Annotated in this window: 7 protein-coding genes; 4 read left to right on the forward strand and 3 right to left on the reverse strand. The window is 69.6% G+C overall.

Features of this window, described 5'->3' with window-relative positions:
- Positions 1–310 precede the first annotated feature (310 nt).
- The gene (locus HUA78_RS29685) at positions 311–6,022 is read left to right on the forward strand and encodes an AAA family ATPase (protein WP_254623971.1); all 5,712 of its coding nucleotides are present in this window, start codon (positions 311–313) and stop codon (positions 6,020–6,022) included.
- Here HUA78_RS29685 and HUA78_RS29690 read toward each other — a convergent pair.
- Both HUA78_RS29690 and HUA78_RS29695 read right to left on the reverse strand, forming a co-directional pair.
- Entirely contained in the window at positions 6,003–6,974 is a 972-nt protein-coding gene (locus HUA78_RS29690; RefSeq protein WP_174477687.1) for a sigma 54-interacting transcriptional regulator, read from the reverse strand. The genes HUA78_RS29685 and HUA78_RS29690 overlap by 20 nt on opposite strands.
- A gap of 114 nt (positions 6,975–7,088) precedes the next feature.
- Positions 7,089–7,394: a hypothetical protein gene (locus tag HUA78_RS29695; RefSeq protein ID WP_141644761.1), complete on the reverse strand. Its 306-nt coding sequence runs from the start codon at positions 7,392–7,394 to the stop codon at positions 7,089–7,091.
- 257 nt (positions 7,395–7,651) lie between these two features.
- On the opposite strand from HUA78_RS29695, the gene HUA78_RS29700 reads away from it, so the two are divergent.
- From HUA78_RS29700 to HUA78_RS29710, 3 genes are all read left to right on the forward strand, one after another.
- Positions 7,652–8,203 (forward strand): molybdenum cofactor carrier protein, encoded by a 552-nt coding sequence (locus HUA78_RS29700; protein ID WP_174455672.1) that lies wholly within the window; start codon positions 7,652–7,654, stop codon positions 8,201–8,203.
- A gap of 81 nt (positions 8,204–8,284) precedes the next feature.
- Positions 8,285–8,686 (forward strand): hypothetical protein, encoded by a 402-nt coding sequence (locus HUA78_RS29705; RefSeq protein ID WP_174455671.1) that lies wholly within the window; start codon positions 8,285–8,287, stop codon positions 8,684–8,686.
- Positions 8,687–8,693: 7 nt separating this feature from the next.
- Complete coding sequence (locus HUA78_RS29710) at positions 8,694–12,974, forward strand: AAA family ATPase (RefSeq protein ID WP_174477688.1); 4,281 nt, start codon at positions 8,694–8,696, stop codon at positions 12,972–12,974.
- On the opposite strand, the gene HUA78_RS29715 is transcribed toward HUA78_RS29710, so the two are convergent.
- The gene (locus HUA78_RS29715; protein ID WP_174464883.1) at positions 12,967–14,382 is read right to left on the reverse strand and encodes a radical SAM protein; all 1,416 of its coding nucleotides are present in this window, start codon (positions 14,380–14,382) and stop codon (positions 12,967–12,969) included. The genes HUA78_RS29710 and HUA78_RS29715 overlap by 8 nt on opposite strands.
- Positions 14,383–14,472 lie beyond the last annotated feature (90 nt).

Below are 14,472 nucleotides of genomic sequence, written 5' to 3' on the forward strand. Positions count from 1 at the left end.
GCCCGCGTCCGCTGGCGCTTCACTATAGACAGCGCCCGCACCAAGCTCGGGCGAGCATACCCCCAGGCCCAAGCAGCAGTGGCCGCTGCGGCCTGAACCCTTCAAAACCTCTGTGCCGAGGTACTAGCCGACGTACTCTCGGACCCCGAGGCAGGCATGCCGCGAGGCGCACGCAGGAGCTGTTGACGTCCGAGCGGCAGGCGGCCCGCTCCTCTGGACAGGACCGCGCCCGCATCATCCGTTAGTGCCTTCTGAGCCCCGGGGCCTGTCGCGTGTGCAACTTCCCCTGGGAAGTCGTCGAGGGGTCGTGATGCTGGAGCTGGCCGGCTATCAGGACGTGCGAAGAATCTACCGGGGGCACCGCTACGACGTGTTCCGCGCCTGGACGCCCGAGGGCGCCGCGCGGGTGCTCAAGGTCGTCCGCGAAGGGCCGCTGGCGGAGAGCAGCGCCGGCCTGCTGCGTCACGAGCACGCGATGCTCAGCGAGCTTCGAGACCTCACCGGAGTCGCCCGCGTGGTGGCGCTGGAGGTGGTGGCGGGCCAGCCTGCGCTCGCCATCGAGGACGCAGGACCCCATGACTTGCGGGAATGGCTGCGCCGGGGCCCCATCGAGGTAGACCTCTTCCTGGAACTGGCGTGTGACCTCGCCAGCTCGCTGGGCGCGCTGCATCGCCAGCATGTCATCCACCGCGACCTCAACCCCGCCAACCTCGTCGTGGCGCCCGGAGGACGCGGGCTGGTGATGATCGACTTCGACCTGTCCACGCGCGTGCAAGGGCTCGTGCACATGGCGGGAGTCCCCGGTGGCTTCGAGGGCACGCTGCGCTACATCGCCCCCGAGCAGACCGGGAGGATGCGTCGCCGGGTAGACCACCGCGCGGACCTGTATGCGCTGGGCGCGACGTTCTACGAGATGCTCACGGGCGAGGCGCCCTTCGTGTCGACCGACGCAGCGGAGCTGGTCCACGCCCTGCTCGCGCTGCCGCCTGTACCTCCCGTCGACAAGAACCCCCAGCTTCCCGCCATCCTCTCCGACGTGGTGCTGCGCCTGCTCGCGAAGGTGCCCGAGGAGCGCTACCAGAGCGCCGAGGCGCTCGTGGAGGACCTGCGAGAAATCCAGCGACGTTGGCGCGGACCGGGCACGCCCATCGCCTTCGAGCTGGGCCGGTATGACCTCGCGCGCGAGCTGGGGCTGCCCGACAGGCTCTATGGCCGCGACGAAGAGCGCGCCGTGCTCGACGCCGCGCTGGAGCGCGCGCGGTTCGGCGCCCGGGAGTGGGTGCTGTTGTCGGGAGCCTCGGGGAGCGGCAAGACGTCCCTGGTCCACGCACTGCGCGCGCACCTGGGCACGGGGCGCTTCCTCTCCGGAAAGTCCTCGGAGCTGAAGGGCCAGACACCGTACGCCTCGCTGGTGGAGGCCGTCCGGGGGCTCGTCGTCGGTGTCCTGGAGCAACCTCCCGACGAAGTGGCCGAGTGGCGGCAGCGTCTCCAGGAAGCGCTGGGCACCCAGGGGAGGGTGCTCACCGAGCTGGTTCCCGAACTGGAGCGGCTCATCGGCGAGCAGCCTCCCCTCGTCCCCCTGGGCCCTCGGGAGGCGGGCAGCCGCTTCCTCCTGCTGCTCCAGTCCTTCTTTCGCGACCTCGCCACGGACGAGGAGCCGCTGGTGTTGTTCCTCGACGACCTCCAGTGGGCGGACGCCGCCACGCTGGAGCTGCTCACGCGGCTGGTGACGGACCCGGAGCTGCACCATGTGCTTCTCATCGGTGCCTATCGCCCCGGAGAGTGGGGCACGTCGCATCCCCTCCCCCGAGTGCTGTCGTCACTCGCGGGTACCACTGCGGCGCCGCGACTCCTGGAGCTGGGGCCCCTGGACCTGTCCGCCCTGACGACGCTGTGCGCGGACACGCTGCGCTGCGAGCCGGAGCGCGCGCGGGCGCTGGCGCGGCTCGTGCTGGAGAAGACCGCGGGCAACCCCTTCTCCATCAGTCACTTCCTGCGGCACCTGCATCGCACCGGGTTGCTCACGTATGAGCTGGAGGACGGCTCGTGGCACTGGGACCTGGCGCGAATCGAACAGGCGGAGGTCACCGACAACGTGGTGGAGCTGATGCTGGACTCCATCCGTCGGCTCCCCAAGCACACGCAGCGGCTGCTGACGGTGGCCGCGTGCATGCGCGGTCAGGTGGACCTGTGGCTCCTGGCTCGCGTCGTCGATGCCCCCATGGAGGACACGGCGGGAGCGCTGTGGAGCGCGCTGCGTGCGGGCCTGCTCGTCCCGGAGGGGCGGGGACCTCGCTTCCAGCCGCTCCATCCGGAGCAGACGCCGGACGGGCTGACGGAGGGGCAGGCCACGTACCGTTTCGCGCATGACCGTGTGAGACATTCCGCCTACTCGTTGTTGTCGGACGAGGAGCGCCGGGCGCTGCACCGGACCATCGGCCGTCGTCTGTGGGAAGACGCCCCGGGAGTTGAGGCCGAGCCGCGCATCTGCGAGGTGGCGGACCACTTCCACCTGGGCGGCGACGTGGTGGAGACCGCCACCGAGCGCCAGTGGCTCGCCGAGCTCAACCAGCGCGCGGGGCGCAAGGTGCGAGACGCCTCCGCCTTCGAGGCCGCCCTGGCCTACTTCATGCGCGCCCGAGTCCTCCTCCCGGAGGACGCTTGGGAGACGCAGCGCGAGCGCATGCTCCGGCTCCACCAGGACGCGGCGGAGTGCGCGCAGCTCACGGGAGACCGCCTCCTGTCCGAGCGCCTCATCGACCAGGCGATGGCGCATGCCACGTCGCCACTGGAGAAGGTGGACCTCTACGTCCTGCGCATGAACGCCAGCATCCTCGGCCGGAATCACGCGGCGGCGCTCCAGCACGCCCGCGAGGGACTGCGACTCTTTGGCGTGGCGCTGCCGGACGGGGATGCCACCGCCGACTTCCAGGCGGAGCTGCCCCAGGTGGTGGAGATGTGGAAGTCCCGCACCGAGGAGGAGCTGCTGTCGGCGCCGCGCATGGCCGATTCGTTGGAGCGCGGCTGCATGCGCCTCTTGATGAGCGCGGGCATCGCGGCGTGGTTCTCCGACCCGCCGATGTTCTCGTTCATCTACACCCGGATGCTGGGCCTCACGCTGAATCACGGCAACAGCGTGTACTCGGCCTTCGCCTACGTGTGTTTCGGCCTCATCCATGGCGAGTCACGGGGCGACTACGCCGCGGGCCACGCCTTCAGTCACCTGGGCATGGAGCTGAGCCGCCGCTTCGCCAACCCGCGTGAGGAGTGTCGCGTCCTCGCCGCCTTCCTCTTCTACATGCGGCACTGGCGCGAGCCCCTGCGCTCGTCGATGCCGTTGCTGCGTCGGGGACTCGCCGCGGGCCTGGAGAGCGGAGAGCCGCAGTACGTCGCCTACCTCCTGGCCAGCATCAGCTTCACCCGGCTGCGACTGGGCACGGAGCTGGACCGCGTCCACGCGGAAGCCGAAGGGGCCCTGGCCTTCGACCGCAAGAGCGGGCAGGGCGCCATGGCGGACACGCAGCTCGCCTTGCGTCAGGCCATACGGTGTCTCCAGGGGAGGACTCGCGAGCGGGGAGGCTACGACGACGCGACGTTCGACACGGCGACCTTCCTGGAGCAGTCGAAAGGCGACCCGACCATCCTCGGTCAGTTCTTCATCCTCCGGCTCCAGACGTCCTACCTGCTCGGGGACCTCGCGGGTGCGCGGGAGATGTTCCGCGCGGCCGAGCCGAACCTCCGCTTCGTGCAGTCGCTCTTCAACGTCACGGAGCACGCCTTCTTCGGCGCGCTCGTGCTGGCGGCCAGTGTGGACGCTGGGCGCGACGCGGAGCGACAGGCGCGCCGTGCGTATGTCGAGCAGACGTGGCACCGCTTCCAGCACTGGGCGACGAACTGTCCGGAGAACTTCCGCCACCGCCACCTGATGCTGTCGGCGGAGCGGGCCCGGCTGGAGGGGCGCTTCACGGAGGCCGCGGAGCTGTTCGACGAGGCCATCGACCGGGCCCGGGAGGAAGGCTTCCCGCAGGATGAGGCGCTCGCGAACGTGCTCGCGGGACGGCTGTACAGCGCGCTGGGCCGGAAGCGGATCGCCACGCTGTACCTGCGGGCCGCGCGCGAGGGGTATGCGCGCTGGGGGGCGAAGGCCGTGGTCGCCGCGCTCCAGGAGGAGTTTCCGGACGTCCAGATACAGGAGCCCGGCATCTGGGACCAGACCGTCACGCCGACGGGGGACGACTTCCGGGGCGCGTCGCTCGACCTGCTGAGCATTCTCAAGGCGGCGCAGTCGCTGTCCGGTGAGGTGGCGTTGGAGCGGCTCCTGGAGAAGCTGATGGCGGTGTGCCTGGAGGTCGCTGGGGCGCAGCGGGGCGCGCTGGTGCTGGAGGAGCAGGGCACGCCGATGCTGGAGGCGGTGGGGGGCGTGGGTGATCCGATGACGCGGCTCCACGTCCCGCTCGTGGGCGCGGAGCTGGTGCCGGAGTCGCTCCTCGGGCACACCTGGCGCACGGGGGACGCGGTGGTGCTGGGAGACGCCGCGCACCAGGGCCGCTTCGTGACGGATGCGTACGTGGCGCGGCAGCGGGTGAAGTCCGCGCTGGTGGTGCCCATCCGTCGCCACGCGCGGACCATGGGGGTGCTGTACCTGGAGAACAATCTGGCCACGCACGCCTTCACCCCGGACCGGGTGCGGGTGCTCCAATTGCTGTCCTCGCAGATGGCCATCTCCCTGGAGAACAGCCTCCTCTTCGAGGAGCGCAAGCGGGCCGAGGAGGCCGTGCGCTTCCTGGCCGAATCCAGCGTGGTGCTCGCCGAGTCGCTGGATTACGAGGCCACCCTCAAGCGGCTGGCTCGACTGGCGGTGCCCTTCCTGGCCACCGTGTGCGCCATCGACGTGGTGGATGCGTCGGGCTCCATCCGCAGGCTCTCCACCGCGCACGCGGACCCGGCCTCGGAGGGGCTCGCCCGGGAGCTCCAGGCGTCGTACACGCCGGATTGGGATTCGTCGCAGCCCGCCAACGCCGTGCTGCGCACGAAGGAGCCGCTGCTCATCCCGGTGCTCACTGACGAACTCCTGGCGCGACTGTGTCGGGACGCGCGGCATTTCGCGCTCATCCGCGCCCTGAAGGCCCGGACGTTGATGGCGGTGCCCCTCATCGCCCGGGAGCGACTGCTGGGCGTCATGACCCTCGTCTCCTCGGTGCCGGCGAAGCGCTATGGGCCCGTGGACCTGGAGCTGGCACAGGACCTGGCGCGCCGCGCGGCCATCGCCCTGGACAACGCGCGGCTGTACCACGAGTCGCAGGATGCCATCCGCCTGCGCGACGAGTTCCTCTCCATCGCCGCGCACGAGCTCTACACGCCGATCACGGCGTTGCAGCTCTCCGTGCAGGGGCTGGCCCGTAGCGAGGTGCCCACGCGCGACTCCGTCCAGCGCGCCTCCCGCTCCACCCAGGCCCAGACGCGCCGGCTGGCGCACCTGGTGGACGAACTGCTCGATGTCTCCCGCATCCAGACGGGGCGGCTGCACCTGCAACTGGAGACCGTGGACCTGGAGGCCGTGGTGCGTGCCGTGGTGGAGGGGTTGGGCGACGCCATCCAGCGCTCGCAGTCCTCGCTGTCGCTGGACCTGGCCCCGGGCTGCATGGGCCGGTGGGATCGTGTCCGGCTGGAGCAGGTGGTGACGAACCTGCTCGCCAACGCGCTCAAGTTCGGCGCGGGGCAGCCCATCGAGGTCCACCTGGAGGAGACCGGAGGCCGCGTGCGGTTGGAGATTGTCGACCAGGGCATCGGCATTCCCGCCGAGCGACTGCCCCACATCTTCGGCCGCTTCGAGCGCGCCGTCTCCTCGCGGGAGTACGGCGGCCTGGGCCTGGGCCTCTTCATCGTCCGGGAAATCGTCGCGGCGCTGGGCGGGCAGGTGCGCGCGGAGAGCACGCTGGGCGCCGGGGCTCGCTTCACCGTGGAGCTGCCGTGCGAGGGGCCCGTGGAGGAGAGCGTCCCCGTCAGCGCGAGTGGGCCTTGAGGCCGTGCCGCCGCATCAGCTCGAAGAAGGCGCGGCGGTGCTTGCCGCTGGCGCGCGCGGCGGCGGCGATGTTGCCCCCGTGCTCGACGAGCGAGCCCTCCAGCCAGGCCTTCTCGAAAGCCTCCACGACGCGGCGCTTGGCCACCTGGAAGGACTCGCGGGACACCGCGGACATCGGCTCGCGGTGGCCCGTGGGCGCGGGCTCCGCCAGCAGGGGCAGGTCCTCCTCGTCGACACAGGTGCCCGCGCGCGTGCACAGGAGGTAGCGCGCGCAGTTCTCCAGCTCGCGGATGTTGCCGGGCCACGCGTAGGTCATCAGGCGATGCCTCGCGGCCTCCGTGAAGGTGACGGGGGCTTTGCTGTACTCGTCCGCGTAGCGCCGGAGGTAGTACTCGAGCAGGGGCTGGATGTCCTCGGGCCGCTCGCGCAGCGGGGGCACGTCGATGGGCAGCACGCGCAGGCGGAAGAACAAATCGAAGCGGAAGTGCCCCGCCTGGGCCGCCGCCAGCAGGTCCGTGTTGGTGGCGGCGATGATGCGCACGTCGGAGTGATACAGCCGTGAGTCCCCCAGCGGCCGGTATTCCTTCTGCTGGATGAGGCGCAAGAGCTTCACCTGGCTGGAGAGGGGGAGGGCGTCGAGCTCGTCCAGGAAGAGGGTGCCGTGCTCCGCCTCCGCCACCAGCCCCCGGTTGCGAGTCTTCGCGCCGGTGAAGGCGCCGCCCACGTGGCCGAACAGCTCGTTCTCGAAGAGGTCCGGTGGCAGGGCGCCACAGTTGACGGGGATGAACGGATGGGGTGCCCGGGCGCTCTGCTCGTGGACGAGCCGCGCATACAGCTCCTTGCCCACGCCGCTCGGCCCCTGGATGAGCACCTCCGCGTCGTTTGTCGCCGCGGCTGCGACCAGCTCCATCAGCCGGACGTGAATCGGTCCGTGCCCCAGCACCATGGTCATCGACGAATCCCCCGTCAGCCTGCGTCACGCGCGCCCCAGGCTCGGGACGCCGTTGGCTCTGTGCCGCCGACGGTTGAACGTACGCCCGGGATTTTCTTCCCTCACGCCGTCGCTTCAGTCGTGGGTGCCGATGTGCTGGTCCCCGTGTCGCTCACAGACCCAGTGGAATGCACACGAGCACGCCACCGCGCGGGCGCTGGAGCAGCACCGCCCGCCGAAGTGCTCCGGCAAGGGGGCCTCCTCCTCTTCCGGCGGGTCCGGCAACATCAACGGAGCATCCCGCCCCGACTCCGCGGGTAGCGCGTCGCAGCATCCCCGCTTCATGCAGCGGGGGCACAAGGACAGCTCACAGTTGGCGCACCAGTCGAAGATTTCACCGGGGCCACCGCGCCGCTCACATCCACCACAGGTGTCGAACAAGGCCGACCTCCAGGCTTGACGTGAAGGAGGGTAGGGAGGGGGTCTGACAGGTGGAGGGCCCCCGGGGGAGTCACACCCCGCCGCGCGCGCCGTCCTGCAAGTGTCATTTCGGTCTCTGTCCGAGGGTGGATCCTTCCGTCGGTGAACGGCCGACGCCCCCTCTGTGCGGCACTGAACGGTTGCGCCGGGTGCGTCGGACGCACATGGAAGAAGCTTCCGGGAGGGCCGGTCACAGGTCCGGGAAGGAGTGGGCATCCATGCGAAGGGAACGGCGGATCATCGGGGTCTTCGGATCAGGCCAGGAAGAGCACCTGGAGCGTGTCATTCCCCTGGCACGGTGGATCGCCGAAGCGGGGTTCGACCTGCTCACCGGCGCCGGCAGTGGCGTCATGCGGGCCGCCGCGGATGCCTTCGTCCAGGTGGTGGGTCGGCGCGGAATCTCCATTGGCATCGTCCCGGGCACCGTGAAGGACGGCGACTACGTGCCGCGCTCCGGCTACCCCAACCCCGGGGTGGAGCTGGCCATCTACACCCACCTGCCCCTCAGCGGAGAGCAGGGGACGGACCCGCTCAGCCGCAACCACATCAACGTGCTCACCCCCCACGCCCTCGTGGCCCTGCCGGGGGGCGCCGGCACCGCCTCCGAGGCCTCGCTGTGCCTGCGCTACGGCAAGCCCATCATCCTCTTCGGCCCTCCGGAGGCGTTCCGCCGCTTCTCGTCGGAGCTGGAGCGCACCGACTCCCTGGAGCGCGTCGCCGAGTTCATCCGCGCCTCCGTCCGTGAGCCCGCCCGCCCCCTCGCTCCCTGAGCGAGAAAAGCCAGGATTGCTTGGTTTGATCGAGGGCACTCGAAGCCGGGGGAAAAACGACTAGGATGGACGGCTGTCGACATGATCAGCGCCGAATACCCACTCGCCAGCTGGTTCCTCGCCGTCTCGACGACGTTCTTCCTGCTGGTGTTCGCGCTGCCGCTGTTGCTGATGCCGCTGCGCTGGTCCCGGTGGTTCGGCTGGGCGCCGGTGCAGGGGAACACGGACCTGACGGTGTACTTCGGCCGCTGTCTGGGAGGGGTGGCGCTGGCCATCATCCTCACGGTGGTGCGCTACATCCCGGACCCCCGGAGTCAGCCGGCGCTGTTCGAGCTCATCGGCTGGGTGTGCGCGGCGATGGTGGTGGTCCACGCGTGGGGTGCGCTGAGAAGGGCGCAGCCGCTGTCGGAGACCATCGAGACATTCTTCTACGCCGCGGTGGGTGTGGTCGCGATGTGGATTCGCTTCCGGACGTTGGGCTGAGGGCGGCATGTCGTCGGCGGACATCGACCTCGTCCTCTCCTCGCTGCGGCCCTACATCCCCGGCGCGCTGCTGCGCCGCCTGGAGGATACAGAGGCGCACGCGCTGCCTCCGGTGGAGTCGGTGCGCGGCGCCATCCTGGTGCTCGACATCGCGGGCTTCACGCCCATCGTCGTCGGGCTGAGTGGCGAGGGGCCTCGCGGCATCGACGCGCTCCAGCGCCTCCTGGAGAGCTACTACACGGAGATGATCGACGTCGTGAAGGAGCACGGCGGCGACATCTACCAGTTCGCCGGAGACTCCATCCTCGCCTGCTTCGAGCCCGCCGTGAGCGAGGGCGACGCGGAGGCGGTGGGACGCGCGGCGCGGTGCGCGCTGGACGTGCAGCGGCGGCTGGCGCGCTTCTCCCGGCTGGAGCTGTTGGGACAGCGCTTCGCCGTGTCGTCGCGCATTGGCATCGGCGTGGGGGAGTCGCACCGCATCGTCCTGGGCACGACAGGCATGTGGATGCACCCGGCGCTCGTGGGCCACCCGCTGGAGCAGGCGGTGGCCGCGGAGAAGCGGGCCCGCGTGGGAGAGGTCCTCCTGAGCCGCGAGGCGTGGGCGCTCCTGCCGGACCTGGCCCGGGTGGGCGAGGAGCGCGACGGCGCCTTCCGCCTGGAGCCCTCGGTGCCGCTGGAGGCGCGGGCTCCGCCCACGTTCGTCTCCCCTGGTGGCGAGGAACTGGTGGGCCGCTGCGCGCTCCTGCTGCACCCGGTGCTCTTCACTCGCATCACCACCGCGCACCAGGAATTGGGCGGGGACTTCCGAGACCTCACCTGCTTCTTCCTGCGCTTCAAGACGGACCATTCGCCGTCGGAAATCGAGGGCTTCACCCGCGAGCTGAACGCCTTCTACGAGCACGTCCAGCGAGAGAGCGCGCACCACGGTGGCGTGCTGCTGATGACGGACTTCACGGACAAGGGCAACGTCCTCTACGTCCTCTTCGGCGCGCCCACCGCGCAGCAGAACAAGGAAGTGCTCGCCAGCCGGTTGGCGTGCAAGCTGTTGCGTGAGCGCGAGTCCTTCCCGTACGTGCGCGAGCTGCAGATTGGCATCGCCACGGGGCACGCCTACTTCGGCGACATGGGCTCGCCCTGGCGCAAGGGCTACTCGGCGCTGGGCGAGGTGGTGAACCTGGCCGCGCGGCTGATGACGTACGCGGACGGAGTGGGCATCCACATCGACGCGCAGACGGAGCGCAAGCTCCAGGCGGGCGGCTTCACCACGGAGTTCGTGGAGGACGCGACGCTCAAGGGCGTCTCCCGCGCGGTGCCCGTCTACCAGCTCAAGGGCGAGGTGCGCCGCAGCCTCTTCATCAAGGGACGGGGCGGCATCGTCGGGCGCGGGCGCGAGCTGGGGCAGCTCCACGCGGCGGTGGAGGAGTCGCTTTCGGGCAGTGGTCGGCTGTGCGTGGTGTCCGGCGAGGCGGGCATCGGCAAGTCGCGGCTGGGCGCCAAGGTGGTGGAGGAGGCGGAGTCGCGCGGCGCGCGCAGCCTGTACGGCATCTGCTACTCGTACGAGATGTTCACGCCCTTCTTCCCCTGGAAGGAGGTGCTCGTGCAGCTCTTCGGCCTGCACGAGGGCGACGACGTGGACGCGCAGCTCGCGCGGCTGCGGCAGGGGTTCGACGGGCTGGAGGACGCGGGCCCGGAGTGGATTCCGGTGATGGCCGCCCTGCTGGGCCTGAGCGTGGAGGAAGACGCGGCCACGGTGGGGCTGGACGCGCGGCACAAGAACCAGAAGGTCTTTCAAATCATCTTCCAGCTCCTGGAGAAGCACGCGCGCAAGACGCCGCTGCTGTTGTTCTTCGAGGACCTGCACTGGGCGGACAACATCTCCGTCGACCTCATCGAGTACGTGGCGGCCCGGCTCGCGCCGCTGCGGCTGACGCTGCTGGTGACGATGCGGCCCGGTGAGCAGCTGCGCAACGTGCGCGACGACATGCCGGGGTTGTGCCGGTTGGACCTGTCCAGCCTGGAGGACGAGGACACCCGCGCGCTCCTGCGCGTCCACCTGCGCATGGAGCCGCCAGACACGGCGCTGGAGGACGTGCTCCTGTCCAAGGTGCAGGGCAATCCGTTCTTCGCGGAGTCCATCGTCCAGGGGCTCGTCGAGGGCGGCTACCTGGGGCCGGTGTCGCCGGGTGCGTCGCGGCGGGAGCTGAAGCGGAGCCTCCAGACGCTGGTGCTGCCGGACTCCATCCAGGACGTGGTGCTCGCGCGCATCGACCTCTTGAGCGAGACGGAGAAGCTGGTGGTGAAGGTGGCGTCTGTCATCGGCCGCATCTTCACGCTGGACGCGGTGGCGGCGCTCGCGCCGGGCTCGGTGTCCCGCCAGCGCATCCGCGAGGCCATCGACACGCTGACGCACCTGGGCCTCATCCTCCTGGAGGTGGAGGAGCCCTACACCTGCATCTTCAAGCACATCGTCATCCGCGACGCGGCCTACAACACGCTCATGGTGTCGTCGCGGGAGGACCTGCACCGGCGCCTGGCGCGCTTCCTGGAAGCCCGTGCCGGTGAGAACACGGCGGCGTCCGCGGGCATCCTCGCCTTCCACTTCCTCGCCGGGAACGACGAGGTGAAGGGCCTGGAGTACACGCTGATGGCGGCCCGAGGGGCGCGCGGTCAGTACGCCAACGACGACGCCCTCCACCACTACAACCGCGCCATCGAAATCCTCGCCGGCACGGTGGAGTTGGACCCGGACGAGGTGCTGCTCAAGACGCGCCGGGTGATGCAGGAGCTGGCGGAGACGCTGCTGCAGGCGGGCAACTACGCGGGCGCCATCCACATGTTCGAGCAGTGCCTGGCGGACGAGGAGCTGGTGTCACGCCGCGCGGAGCTGCACCTGGGCCTGGGGCGAGCCCATCAGGAGAAGGGCGAGTCCAAGCGGGCCATCCAGGAGCTGGAGCGGGCCATGGAGTTGATGGGGCACCGCACGCCGGGGAGCCTGCCCGCGCTCGTGGTGCGCACGCTCCTGGCCTTCGGGCTGCACCTGCTCTACGCGCTGTTCCCCTGGTTGGCGCGGCCCCTGGGCTCACGGCTGCCGCTGTACCTCAAGCAGCTGACCACGCTCATCTCCCTCATCAAGATCTACTACTTCAAGGACATCGCCAAGCTCACCTGGGCGACCATGGTGGCCACCATCATGGCGGAGCGCTCGCGCGGTGAGCGGGGCCTGAGCCTGGCGAGCAGCTATTACGGCTCGCTCCTGTTCGGCTCGGGCTTCCTCGGGCTGTCGAAGCGCTGGTGTCTGCGCGCGCTGGACTACGCGCGGCGGGCGAGAGATCCCTCGGCGGAGGGCATCGCCCTGAGCCGGCTGGCCACGCTGTCCGTCTTCAGCAACGACCTGGCGCAGGCGACGCAGTACGCCGAGCAGGCCATGTCCCTGCTTCGCCAGGTGCGGGACATGTGGGAGGTGCAGACGGGGCTGATGATGCTGGGCTCCAGCCAGTTCCTCGCCTCGCGCTTCGAGGGGGCCGAGCGGGCCTTTCTGGAGATGGGGAAGATGGGCGAGGAGCTGCACGCGCTCATGCACCAGGGGTGGGCGCACTCGTGGATTCCCATGTGCCGCTACCTGCGGGGCGAGGGCGAAGTCGGCGAGCTGTGCGCGGAGCTGGAGCAGGGCCTGCGCATCAGCATCGAGGTGCAGGACCTGGCCAACCAGTGCGCCAGCCTCAACCACCTGGTCAACGTGACGGTGCGCGAGCATCAGGTGGAGGAAGCGGGGTTGATGGCGGTGCGCGCGGACGAGGCGCTGTGGCGCTACCACGTGCTGGTGCCCTTCCTCCACATTGGCCTGGTCGACGCGGCGGAGGGCGCGCTGTTCGCGCTGGAGCAGGGCGCGGTGGCGGTGCCAAAGGAGACGCTGTGGGCCATCATCCGTCGCTGCCTGTTCAAGGCGCGGCTGTTGGGGCGGCGCTACCCGTACCTGAAGGGGCCCGCGATGCGGGTGACGGCGCGCGCGCTGGCGCTGAAGAAGGGCGGCAAGGCGGCGGAGTCGCTGTTCCTGCGCGCCATCGCCTTCCTGGAGGACACGCCGAACCGGTGGGAGACGGGCGTCGCGTACCATGACGCGGCCGTGGCGCTGCCGCACCGGCGTGTGGAGTTCCTGGCGCGGGCGCGCGACATCTTCCAGTCCATTGGTGCCCAGGCGGAGTTGCGGCGCCTGGACCGGTTGGAGGCGGAGCTGGGCCTGACGCCGCCTGCCCCGGTGGAAGCGCCTCGCGCCGTCGCGCTCAGGTGATGCGCTGGGGCTGAAGTCCGAGCGCCGCCATCTGCTTTGTGTCCCAGTCCTCCAGCGCGTCCATGCCGGCGATGTAGCGGCGGGCCGGGTTCTTCAGCGGGTTGCGGATGCTGAGGATTTCGGGCCCGGCGAAGAGGATGGTCTGCTTGTAGCGGGGCAGGTTGCTCAAGGTCAGCTTGGACCAGTAGTGCCGGGCGATGTTCGGCAGGCTCCCCAGCTGCGCGCAGAGCCGGTGGAAGTGGTCCACGACCTCGGAGGGGTGCAGGTTCTTCGGCCGGTGGCAGAGCGTGTAGCCGTCGTAGTCGCGACTGACGGTGCCGGGCAGGAGCCGGTCCTCGGCCTGCAGTTCTCGGAAGAACGGCGTCTCCGGGTATGGGCTGACGATGCCGAGGAAGGTGACGGAGAAGTACTGCAGGTCCGCGAGGTACTCGGGGATTTTCTCCAGGTACTCATTGGTGTCGCCGTCCGAGCCGACGATGAGGCCGAAGGACAGGAGGATTCCGGCGGAGAAGGTTCGGCGGATGACGGCGTCGACCTCGGAGAGCGTGTTCTGCCCCTTGTTCATCGCCTTGATGGACTCGGGGTTGAGCGACTCCAGACCGGTGTACACGTAGCGGCAGCCAGCCTTGGCCATCAGGTTCACCAGCGACGCGTCCTTGAGGACGTTGAAGGTGAGCGCGCAGCCCCAGGTCTTCTTGAGGGGAATCAGCGCCTCGCACAGCTCGCGCAGGTACTTGGGCGAGCCGCCCAGGTTGTTGTCGAGGAAGATGAAGGCGTCCTTCATCAACCCCAGGTAGTTGGGGTTCCAGCGCATGCGCGTCTGGATTTCGTCGATGACCTGCGCGACGGGGCGGTAGCGGTAGCGCTCGTGGCCGGTGAGGACGCAGAAGTTGCAGCGGAACGGGCAGCCGCGTGACGCCTCGATGCCGGGCAGGCGCACCTTGTTGTTCGTGAAGTCGATGAGCTCGTAGCGATACGGCTGGATGGCGGTGGGGCCGAGCGAGGGCCGCTCGTAGCGCTTCTGGAGCTGGCCCTTGTCGAAGTCCGCGATGAGGGCGGGGACGTTGGACTCGGGCTCACCGGTGATGACGGCGTCGAAGTACAGCGCCACGTCGTCGGGGAAGTGCGTGGCGTGGCGGCCGCCGGCGACGGTGGTCATTCCGCGCTGGCGGAACAGCGTGGAGAGCACCTTGGTGTGCTCGTAGTAGGAGTGCAGGTACGAGAAGAAGACCAGGTCCCAGTGCCGGTCCAACGGGATGTCCACCTCCTTCTCGTTGAAGACCTCCACCTCCGCGTGCTCGGGGCACAGGCCGGCGATCAGCTCCGGCACGGAGGACTGCATGATGGAGGGTTCCTTGATGCGCAGGCGCGTGGGGTGCGTGTACGTGGCGATGACGGCGATCCGCATGCGAGGCTGTGGCTCCAGGATGAAGCGGCGCGAGCGAGGATTCGCCGTCGACAGTCGGAGTCTCCCCCTCGTGAGACCGTGTTCCCAGAA

Origin of the sequence: Myxococcus sp. CA033 (assembly GCF_013336625.1) — a bacterium.
Lineage (GTDB): Bacteria > Myxococcota > Myxococcia > Myxococcales > Myxococcaceae > Myxococcus > Myxococcus llanfairpwllgwyngyllgogerychwyrndrobwllllantysiliogogogochensis.

Coding starts and splice junctions, on each gene's coding strand:
- HUA78_RS29700 (WP_174455672.1), top strand. CDS start 7,652: ATGCGAAGGGAACGGCGGATCATCGGGGTCTTCGGATCAGGCCAGGAA.
- HUA78_RS29710 (WP_174477688.1), top strand. CDS start 8,694: ATGTCGTCGGCGGACATCGACCTCGTCCTCTCCTCGCTGCGGCCCTAC.
- HUA78_RS29685 (WP_254623971.1), top strand. CDS start 311: ATGCTGGAGCTGGCCGGCTATCAGGACGTGCGAAGAATCTACCGGGGG.
- HUA78_RS29705 (WP_174455671.1), top strand. CDS start 8,285: ATGATCAGCGCCGAATACCCACTCGCCAGCTGGTTCCTCGCCGTCTCG.
- HUA78_RS29715 (WP_174464883.1), bottom strand. CDS start 14,382: ATGCGGATCGCCGTCATCGCCACGTACACGCACCCCACGCGCCTGCGC.
- HUA78_RS29690 (WP_174477687.1), bottom strand. CDS start 6,974: ATGACCATGGTGCTGGGGCACGGACCGATTCACGTCCGGCTGATGGAG.